Origin of the sequence: Streptomyces niveiscabiei (assembly GCF_001419795.1) — a bacterium.
Taxonomy (GTDB): domain Bacteria; phylum Actinomycetota; class Actinomycetes; order Streptomycetales; family Streptomycetaceae; genus Streptomyces; species Streptomyces niveiscabiei.
In genome coordinates, this window is sequence record NZ_LIRL01000401.1 from 1 (window position 1) to 9,409 (window position 9,409).

The window sequence follows — 9,409 nt, forward strand, 5'->3', positions numbered from 1 at the left end:
GTCGCGGGGCCGGTGATCGGGGCGGTCACGGTGGCGTCGCTGCCGGAGGCGTTCCGGCGGCGGGCGGGGCTGGCCGAGGTACCGGGGGCGCGGGCGCTGCTGCGGAGCGCCTATTTCACGGCCGGGCTCGCGCGGTTCCTGCCGGAGGGGTGGGTCGAGGCGGACAAGGTCGTCGACCTGCTGTCGACGTCGCCGGACAGCGACGACCCCCGGATCAGGGCGGTGCGGGACACGGTGCGCAAGGCCGGCGCGTTCGTGCGGCTGGTCACGCCCCTGCCCGCCGAGCCTCTCGTGCCCGAGCGTGAACCGTCGCGTGACGCCGAGGAGTTCTTCGACGCGGTCCTCGACCAGACCGGCGACGGCTACGTCATGTGGCCGGACCTCGCCGCGATGGCCCGCGAGCTGTCGACCCGCCTCGATCTGGACGAGCCGCTGGAGACCCGCCTGTACACCGCGTACGCCGACTGGTGGCGCGAGCTCCAGTCGGCCCTGGACACCGACGGCGACGGCCGGGTGAGCCGCGCGGAGTACGCGGCGGCGGTGCCGTCCCTCGCCGGGCCCGCGCTGATCCGGGTCGCCGAGGTCCTCTTCGACGCCACCGACACGAACGGCGACCAGCGCATCGACGCGCAGGAGTACCGGCGGCTGTTCCGCAGGGCGTTCCGCCGGGAGCTGCCGGAGGTCGGGGAGGCGTACTCGCGGGGCCAGTTCGTGCGGGACTTCCTGTCGTTCATGGCGGGCCGGCACCGTACGACGCCGTTCGATCCGCTGCTCGCGGAGGCGTGAGGGCGCACGGCAGGGGCGGTTCCCCGGTGGCGGGGGCCGCCCCTGCCGGGTGGTCGGTCAGCTCGCTGTGCCGCAGTAGGTGCCGGGGATGGATGAGATCGTCATGCAGACCCGGTCGCCCTGGACGAGGGCCGGGGACGGCCTGAACCAGCCCTGCACGAGGTTGGGTTGGGTGACGATCGTGCTGCTGCCCGCCGCCGGGAGCCCGTTGACGGTGAAGGACAGGCCGAGGGCCGGGGGCGGCTGCCTGATCGTGAACGTGTACACGTAGCCCTGGGTCGCGTTGCCGTCGACGCCCGCGCAGACCCGGGCCTCCGGGATGCAGACCACTTGCGCGGAGGGGGCTGCCGTGGCGGGCGTGGGTGCCAGGACCGCGCCGAGCGCCGCCGCCCCTGCTGCCAAGCCGCTTGCGATGAGTCTCGTTCGCATGGGTCTGGTCGTCTCCTTCAGCCGGTTTCGACCATGCGTTCGGTCGCCCTCGATGGTGGTGCGGGTGGGGCGAGGCGTCAAGAGATGTCGGCGGGGGCTTTGTCCGAGGGGTACGCCGACAACACGAAGCCGGAGGCGCGCCACCGCACGCTCATGAACCAGCTCGCGTCCGCGCGCCGGGTCCGTACGTCCCTGGCACAGCCGGGCCGGGTCGTCACCGCCGGTTTTCCCCAACCGCTCACGTTGTGCTGCCCGGCGCACTACGCTCGGTGGGCGAGGTGGTGCATGAGGCACTCGGAGAAGCGGATCACGCTCCTGGAGGAGCTGTGCGCGGGCTGGCGGGCGGACCGGTGGGGGTGGGTGCTCGACGACGGGCTGTCGGACGGGGTGTGGAACGCGGTCAAGGCCGCGATCCAGGAGGGCATCGTCGAGCAGGCTGACCGGCAGGCGCTCACCGACCTCGCCGCCCTGGTGGGCCACTCGGTCCCGCGCGCCCTGCGCGTCACCGACTTCGGCCGGGACGTCCTCGTGTACGCGCACAACCGCACGGTCGTCCAGCCGGTCCCGCGTGAACCGGCGCCCGGCGAGCAGCTGGTGAAGCTGCTGCCCGCCCAGATGGACACGCTGCGGGTCTTCGTCGGCGTCGGCCACCGGCTGACCCGGCCACCGGTCGAGGGGCTCGCGGAGCGGGTCGCGGCGGCGGGGTTCAGCGCCACCGAGAAGCGCTGGCATCTGTGCCTGACCCCGGAGCAGATGGAGTCGGCGGCGTACGCGATGTCCCTGCGCACCACCGTCTTCTCGTGCGCGGAGGAGAACCGCTTCCGCCGCGAGTACGGCGTGTGGGTGCGCCGCGGTCAGGTCTGACCGGCAGCTGAGGGTGGGGGTGGCTCTCACCTGCGCCGACCCCCTTCAAACCACCTGATCGAGTAGGTTCCCCGCGCGCGAACCGTCGACGGCTCTACTCGGTTGGGTGGTGACGGCACGCGTCGGCCGCGACGAGTCTTGGACCACAACCGAGGCGGGCCCACTCCGTGGGCGGGTCCGCCGTGGGTGTGGGAGGTGCTGCGCGTGTCGACTGCCGTCGGAACCAGAGGCCGCCGGCCCCGAGGCGTGGGCGGCGCCGGGTGCGACGGCGCCGCCGCCTCCGTACGGGCTCCGCGCGCCCTTCCGGCAGGCCCGTCTCCGAGGCGTCCGGGGCAGCGCGGGGGGCGCGTCCCGCTCGCCGCGCGCCGGGGCTGACCCGATCCCCTCGCCGCACCTCGTCCACACCCGCACACGAACAAGGGGAGATCGCGCCAGTGAGCAGCCACGAGATCCAGGCGGCCGAGACGGACATCGCGATCATCGGGATGGCCGGGCGGTTCCCCGGCGCCGACGACCTGGACTCCTTCTGGCGTCTGCTGAGGGAGGGCCGTGAGGGCATCACCCGCTTCGGCCGCGAGGAGCTGGCGGCGGCCGGCGTCCCGGCGCGCCTGCTGGACGACCCGACGTACGTACCGGCGCACGGGATCATCCCGGACGTCGACCTCTTCGACACGGGCTACTTCGAGTTCACCCCGGCCGAGGCGGCGATCACCGATCCCCAGCACCGCGTCCTGCTGACGGCGGGCCACGCGGCGCTGGAGCACGCCGGCTACGACCCGGCCCGCTACGACGGCCTGATCAGCGTGTACGTCGGGGCCGCCGTCAACACGTACCTCCAGCAGCACGTGCTGCCGAACGTCGACCAGACCACGACGTCCAGCCACTTCGCGGTGATGGTCGGCAACGACAAGGACTACCTGGCGACGCGCCTCTCGTACAAGCTCGACCTCAAGGGCCCCAGTTACGCCGTCCAGACGGCCTGCTCGACCTCCCTCGTCGCCGTCCACCTCGCCTGCCAGGGCCTCGTGAACGGCGAGTGCGACATCGCGCTCGCGGGCGGCGTGACCGTCAAAGTCCCCCAGGAAAAGGGGTACTTGTACGAGGAGGGCGCGATCCTCTCCGAGGACGGGCACGTGCGGACGTTCGACGCGGACGCGAGCGGCACGGTCCTCGGCAACGGCGTCGGGGTCGTCGTGCTGAAGCCCCTGCGGGACGCGCTCGCCGACCGGGACACCGTGTACGCGGTCATCAAGGGCACGGCGACGAACAACGACGGTTCGGGCAAGGTGAGTTTCGCCGCGCCCGGCGCCGCCGGACAGGCCGCGGTGATCCGCGAGGCGCACTCCGTGTCGGGCGTGGACCCGCGGTCCATCGGGTACGTCGAGGCGCACGGGACGGCGACGCGGCTCGGCGACCCGGTCGAAGTCTCCGCGCTGACACGGGCGTTCAGGGACACGACCGCCGACACCGGGTTCTGCGCGATCGGTTCGGTGAAGTCGAACCTGGGGCATCTGGACGCGGCGGCGGGCGTCGCCGGGCTGATCAAGACGGCGCTGATGCTGAAGCACCGCACGCTGGTGCCGACCGTCAACTACACGACACCGAACCCGGCGATCGACTTCGCCGCGGGACCGTTCAAGGTCTCCACGGAGACGGTTCCGTGGACGGGGGACGGGCCGCTGCGGGCCGGGATCAGCTCGTTCGGCATCGGCGGGACGAACGCGCACGCGGTGGTGGAGGAGGCGCCGTCCGTCGCGGTGACCGGGAGTTCGCGGGCGTCGCAGGTGCTGGTGGTGTCGGCGCGGACGCCGACCGCTCTGGCCACGGCCGCGGCGAACCTCGCCGGCCATCTCGACGGCCACGACTCGGCGCCGCTGGCGGACGTGGCGTACACGCTGGCGGTCGGCCGCCGGGCCCACGAGTACCGGCTCGCGGTGACCGGGGGCGAACGCGCCGCGCTGGCACGGGCGTTGCGGGAGGCGGCAGTCCCGGAACGCCCCGGGACCGGCGAGGTGTCGTTCGTGTTCACGGAGGACCTTCCGGACGCGGCGGACCTGGCCGACGCGTGGGCGGCCGAGCCCGCCTTCGCCGCGTACCACGAGGCCGCGCTCACTGCGGGCGCCGACCAACTGGGCGCGCGGGGGCGGGCGTTCGCCGTGCAGTACGCGCTCGGCAAGCTGTGGCTCGACTGGGGTGTCATCCCGGTCGCGGTGCATGGGGATGGGCTGGCGGGGCGGGTCGCGGCGTGTGTCGCGGGGGAGTTGACGCTTGCGGACGCTGTGGACGGGGAGGCGGCTTCCGGCACGCCGCACCGGACGCGCATCCCTGTCAGGGGTGCGCTCGACGAGGTGCGTGGGGTCGCCCTCGGAGTGACCGACGGGCCCTGGGGCGGGTTGGCGCGAGCCTGGCAGGCGGGGGCGGCCGTCGACTGGTCGGCGTGGTTCGAGGGTGAGGAGCGCGGGCGGGTTCCGCTGCCGACGTACCCGTTCGAGGGGCGGCGGTGCTGGCTCGACGCGCCCGCGTCCCCCGTTCCGGAACCGTCGGCGGCCGGTCCGCACCCGATGCTGGACGAGAACGTCTCCACGCTCGACACCCTCGCCTACCGCAGCTCCCGCACGGGCGCCGAGTTCTACCTCGCCGACCACCAGGTGAACGGCGCACCGGTCATGCCGGCCGCCGGACAGGTCGAGTTGGTGCGGGCGGCCGGTGAACTCGCGCTCGGCGGGCCCGTGTTGCTGCGCGGCGTCTCCTTCGAACGGCTTCTCTCCTACGCCGACGGTCCACGTACCGCGCTGGTGCGGCTGTGGCACGAGGACGACACCGTCGGCTTCCAACTCGCCGACAGCGATGACGTGGTGGCGTCGGGCTCGATCGGCCCGGCGCCGGTCGATCCGCCCGCGCCGGTGGATCTCACGCCGGTCGCGGACCGGTGCGGCGATGTGGTCGGGCACGGTGAGGCGTACGAGGTGCTGCGCGGCCTCGGACTCGGCTACGGGGCGCGGATGCGGGCGCTCGGCGAAGTGCGGCTCGGGGACGGGGAGGCGCTCGGCGTCCTGGAACTGCCCGAGGGAGCCGCGCTGGACGGAGCCGTGCTCAACCCCGCGCTGATCGACGGGGCGTTGCAAGCGCTGGTCGTGCTGTTGGCGCGGGCGTACGGAGAGTCCGCCGAGGGGTTCCTGCCGCTGGCGCTCGGTGAACTCGTCGTGCACGGGCCGGTCGTCGAGGGGTGCCGGGTTCATGTGACGGTCGAGGAGTCGGGTGAGCGGACCGCTCGGGCGCATCTGGCGTTGGTGGACGGTCATGGGCGGGTGCTGGCGCGGCTGAACGACCTCGCCGTGCGGGTGTTGGGTGGGGCGCGGGAGTCGGCGCTGTTGGTCCGGCGGTGGGTAGACGCACCCTTGCCGGTCACGGGAGTTGAGCTGGGCGGCACGGCCCGTGTGGTCGGTTCTGCGGAACGCGGCTCGGTGTTGGCGGGGCTCGGGTTCGAGGTCGTGACCGAGACGGCGCCGGATGTCGTCCTGGTCGACCTGGTCGATCCGGTTGACGAGCCCGCGCCGGAACGGGCGTTGCGCGCCGTACAGGACCTCCTCGCCGCCCGGCCCGCCTCCCCCGTCCGGGTCCTGCTCCTGCACCGCGACGACCCCGCGCTCGGCGCCTTCGCCCGGACGGTCCGCGCCGAGAACCCTCAGCTGGCGATCCAGGCGATCGGGCTCGGCGAGGGGATGGACGAGGCGGAGGCGCTCGGTGCTGAACTCGCGGGACACGGCCGGGACGTGGAGGTCTCCTACGCCGCTTCCGGGCGCCGGGTCCTGGCGGTCGAGACCGCTCCGCCGGGGGACGAGCCGGTTGTCGTCCGTGACGGCGGCACGTACCTGGTGACCGGAGGTGGCGGCGGACTCGGGCGGATCGTCGCCGAGTGGCTGCTCGCGCGGGCGGACGCCCAGGTCGTGGCGGTGGGGCGGGGTGAGCGGCCCGCAGACCTGGACGACAGGGTCGCGTACCGCCGCGCCGACGTCACCGACCGGGACCAACTCGACGCCGTGCACGCCGAGTTCGGGCCGTTCACCGGCGTCGTCCACGCGGCCGGTGTCCTGCGGGACGGCTTCGCGCTGACCAAGTCCGCCGAGGACTTCGCGGCCGTCCTGGCCCCCAAGGCGGCGGGCGTCGAGGCGCTGGACGCCGTGACCGCCGGCGACCCGCTGGACTTCTTCGTCGCGTTCTCCTCGATCGCCGCGCACATCGGCAACCCGGGGCAGAGCGACTACGCCTACGCCAACGCCCGCCTGGAGTCGTACGCCGAGCGCAGCGGCCATGTCACCGCGATCGCCTGGCCGTTGTGGGCCGAGGGCGGTATGCGGCAGAGCGCCGAGGACGCCTCGGACATCGCCGCCCGCACCGGGTTCGGCACGCTCTCCACGGCGGCGGGTCTCGCCCTGTTCGAGCAGGCGCTCGGCATGCGGGGCCCGGTGATCGCCGCGCACGGTGACGTACGGCGGATCACGGCCGCGCTCACCGCGCTCGCCCCGCAGACGTCCCGCCCGGCCGCCGCACAGGGCGCCGCCCCAAGGGCGCGGGCCGTGGCGCTGCTGCGTGAACTCATCGCCGCCGAGACCGGGTTGGACGCGGCGGAGCTGGCCGAGGAGGCGCCGTTCGAGCGGTACGGCATCGACTCGCTGATGATCGCGAAGCTGAACCGGGAGCTGGAGCGGCACTTCGCGAACCTGTCGAAGACGCTGTTCTTCGAGTACACGAACCTCGGGGAGCTGGCGGACTACTTCGCGCAGCGGCATGCGGGCGAGTTGAGCGCGCCCGGCGAAGGGGGATGCGACGGAGGCTCGTCCGGAAAGGGCGAGGGGGTCTCCTCCGGCAAGGCCGCGACTGCGGCCGTGACCCGCACGGTGCGCCGGGCCAACCCTGCCGCGCGGCCTTCCGGCCCGGCCGGGACCGAGCAGGACGACGGCGCCATAGCCGTCGTCGGACTGGCCGGCCGCTACCCGTCCGCCGACGACCTCGACGAGTTCTGGGAGAACCTCGCCGAGGGCCGCGACAGCATCACGGAGATCCCGAACGACCGCTGGGACAGCACCCGTTGGTACGACCCCGACCCGGCGGCCCCGGGTCTCGCGCACACCCGCTGGGGCGGATTCCTGCGCGACGTCGACCGCTTCGACCCCCTCTTCTTCGGAATCTCCCCCCGCCAGGCCGAGTTGATGGACCCTCAGGAGCGGCTGTTCCTCCTCAACTCCTGGCACCTCCTGGAGGACGCGGGCTACCGGCGCGCCGATCTGGCCGGGCGTCCGGTGGGTGTGTACGTCGGGGTCATGTACGGCGAGTACCAGTTCCACGGCGCACTGGACGCGTTGCGCGGTGGACGCCCGTTGACCGGTTCGTCGTTCGCGACGATCGCCAACCGGGTGAGCCACGCCCTGAACCTGTCCGGCCCGAGCATGGCCCTGGACACGATGTGCTCCTCGTCCCTGACCGCGATCCATCTCGCGTGCGAGAGCCTGCGCCGGGGCGAGAGCGAGTTGGCCATCGCGGGGGGCGTCAACGTCTCCGTCCACCCGTACAAGTTCGGCTTCCTCAGCCAGGGCCGCTTCCTCTCGGACGACGGCCGCTGCCGGGCCTTCGGAGCGGGCGGCACGGGCTACGTCCCCGGCGAGGGGGTCGGCGCGGTGCTGCTGAAGCCGTACCGCAAGGCGCTCGCCGACGGTGACCGCATCCAGGGCGTGATCCTGGGCAGCGCGGTCAACCACGGTGCCCGGACCAACGGTTACAGCGTGCCGAACCCGCGCGCGCAGCAGCAGGTCATCTCGACGGCGCTGCGCGAGGCGGGAGTTGCGCCCGGCGACATCAGTTACGTCGAGGCGCACGGCACGGGCACCAGTCTGGGCGATCCGATCGAGCTGACCGGGCTGACCAACGCGTATGGCACGGAGGGGAGTTGGCCGATCGGGTCGGCCAAATCGAACATCGGGCACCTGGAGTCGGCGGCCGGGATCGCGGGGCTCACGAAGGTGCTGCTCCAGTTCCGGCACCGCACGCTCGTCCCGTCCCTGCACGCCGAGGAGCTGAACCCGAACATCGACTTCGAGCGCTCCCCGTTCCACGTCCAGCGGGAACTGTCCGCCTGGCTCGAGGGGAACGGGCCGCGCCGGGCGGGCCTCAGCTCCTTCGGCGCGGGCGGGGCAAACGCGCACCTCGTCCTGGAGGAGTCGCCGCGCCCGGACGTGGTGACCGAGACTCCGGCGGGCCAACAACGTTTGGCTGAACCAGAGTTGTTCCTGTTGTCCGCCCGCGACGAGGAGCGTTTGCGGGCCTACGCCGACCGCGCCGCCGATTTCGTCGCGACCGAGCGAGTGCCATTGGCCGACCTGTGCTTCACGAGCCGGGTAGGGCGCGAGGCACTCGACGCGCGGTTCGCGGTGCTGGTCACCGAGGGCGCCGAACTCGTCGCCGCGCTGCGGGAGTTCGCGGGCGGCGGGCCGGTTCCCCCGGTCGCCGACGACGCGGCCAGCAGGTGGCTGCGCGGCGAGGACGTCGACTGGGCCGCCCTGCACGCCGACCGGCCCGGCCCCGCGCCTCGCCGAGTGCGGGCGCCGCTGTATCCGTTCGCCGACGAGTCCTACTGGATCCCGCTGGACGCGGACTTCGGCTCGGCCGCGCCGCACGCCCTGGTCGACGCCAACGAGTCGACGGTCACCGGCGTCCGGTTCCGCAAGACGCTCCGGGCTTCCAACGCTCTCCTGCGCGACCACGTCATCGAGGGCCGTCCCCTGTTCGCGGGCGCGGCGACCCTGGAGTTCGTCCGCGCCGCCGCCGGACTGGCCGAGCCGGGTGTCCGGCACGCCCTGCGGGACGTGGTGTGGGGGCGGGCCGTCGAACTCGGCGGCGGAGAGCTGGAGTTGTACGTCTCCTTCCGGCCGGAGGGTGAGCGGCTCGCCTTCGAGGTGCACAGCGACGACGGGACGCACGCGCGCGGGATCGCCGTCCCGGCGTCCCCCGCGCCGGACTCCGCCGAGGAACTCGCCGCGCTGCGGGGCCGGTTGAGCGTCGTACGGGACCGGACCGGCGCCTATCGGGACTACACGGACGCCGGGTTCGCGTACGGGCCCTCCTTCCAGGTCATCGACGAGATCCGTGCCGGTGCCGGAGAGGCGTTGGTGCGGCTGGGGGACGGGCAGCCGTGGGCGCTGCTGGACGGGGCGCTGCGCGCCTGCCACTGGGCCGTGCCGTGGTCCGGCGACCTGGCGGTCCCCTTCAGCCTCGGTTCCCTGGACGCCTTCGGTGAACTCTCCGCCGGTACGTCCGCCCACGCCCGGCTCGTGGG

The 9,409-nt window shown here is 73.3% G+C and carries 4 protein-coding genes; 3 read left to right on the forward strand and 1 reads right to left on the reverse strand.

The genetic code is table 11. From position 1 onward, the window contains the following. Positions 1–786, forward strand: a 786-nt coding sequence (locus AOK24_RS19830) for an EF-hand domain-containing protein (protein WP_167376846.1), incomplete at its 5' end; no start/stop codon positions are given. Positions 787–843: 57 nt separating this feature from the next. On the opposite strand, the gene AOK24_RS47610 is transcribed toward AOK24_RS19830, so the two are convergent. After that, positions 844–1,215 (reverse strand): hypothetical protein, encoded by a 372-nt coding sequence (locus AOK24_RS47610; RefSeq protein ID WP_055721405.1) that lies wholly within the window; start codon positions 1,213–1,215, stop codon positions 844–846. Between the two features lie 285 nt (positions 1,216–1,500). On the opposite strand from AOK24_RS47610, the gene AOK24_RS48590 reads away from it, so the two are divergent. Both AOK24_RS48590 and AOK24_RS19845 read left to right on the forward strand, forming a co-directional pair. Further along, positions 1,501–2,079: a DUF6417 family protein gene (locus tag AOK24_RS48590; protein WP_159051932.1), complete on the forward strand. Its 579-nt coding sequence runs from the start codon at positions 1,501–1,503 to the stop codon at positions 2,077–2,079. Between the two features lie 434 nt (positions 2,080–2,513). After that, on the forward strand, positions 2,514–9,409 hold a 6,896-nt coding region (locus AOK24_RS19845; RefSeq protein ID WP_159051933.1), incomplete at its 3' end, for an SDR family NAD(P)-dependent oxidoreductase.